This window comes from Pseudomonas sp. ICMP 8385, from assembly GCF_002699915.1.
GTDB lineage: Bacteria > Pseudomonadota > Gammaproteobacteria > Pseudomonadales > Pseudomonadaceae > Aquipseudomonas > Aquipseudomonas gessardii.
Genome location: NZ_LKBY01000072.1, coordinates 1 through 209, shown reverse-complemented (window position 1 = coordinate 209; position 209 = coordinate 1). Strand labels below are relative to the sequence as shown.

Below are 209 nucleotides of genomic sequence, written 5' to 3'. Positions count from 1 at the left end.
CGGATCGCCGATCAGTGCATGCCATTTGTCCACGGGCATCTGGCTGGTGACCAGCGTCGAGCGGTTGCCGTAGCGGTCGTCCAATAGCTCAAGCATGTCGCGCCGTTGCGGGGCGGTAAACGGCGCCAGGCCCCAGTCGTCCAGGATCAGCAAGTCGGTCTTGGCATAGCCCGCCATCAGTTTCGCGAATCGACCGTCTCCGTGGGCCA

At 63.6% G+C, this 209-nt stretch carries 1 pseudogene; it reads right to left on the bottom strand.

Annotated features, from left to right (window positions below):
* A pseudogene (gene istB, locus AO268_RS08060) lies at nucleotides 1-209 on the bottom strand (IS21-like element ISPre4 family helper ATPase IstB); the annotation flags it as partial.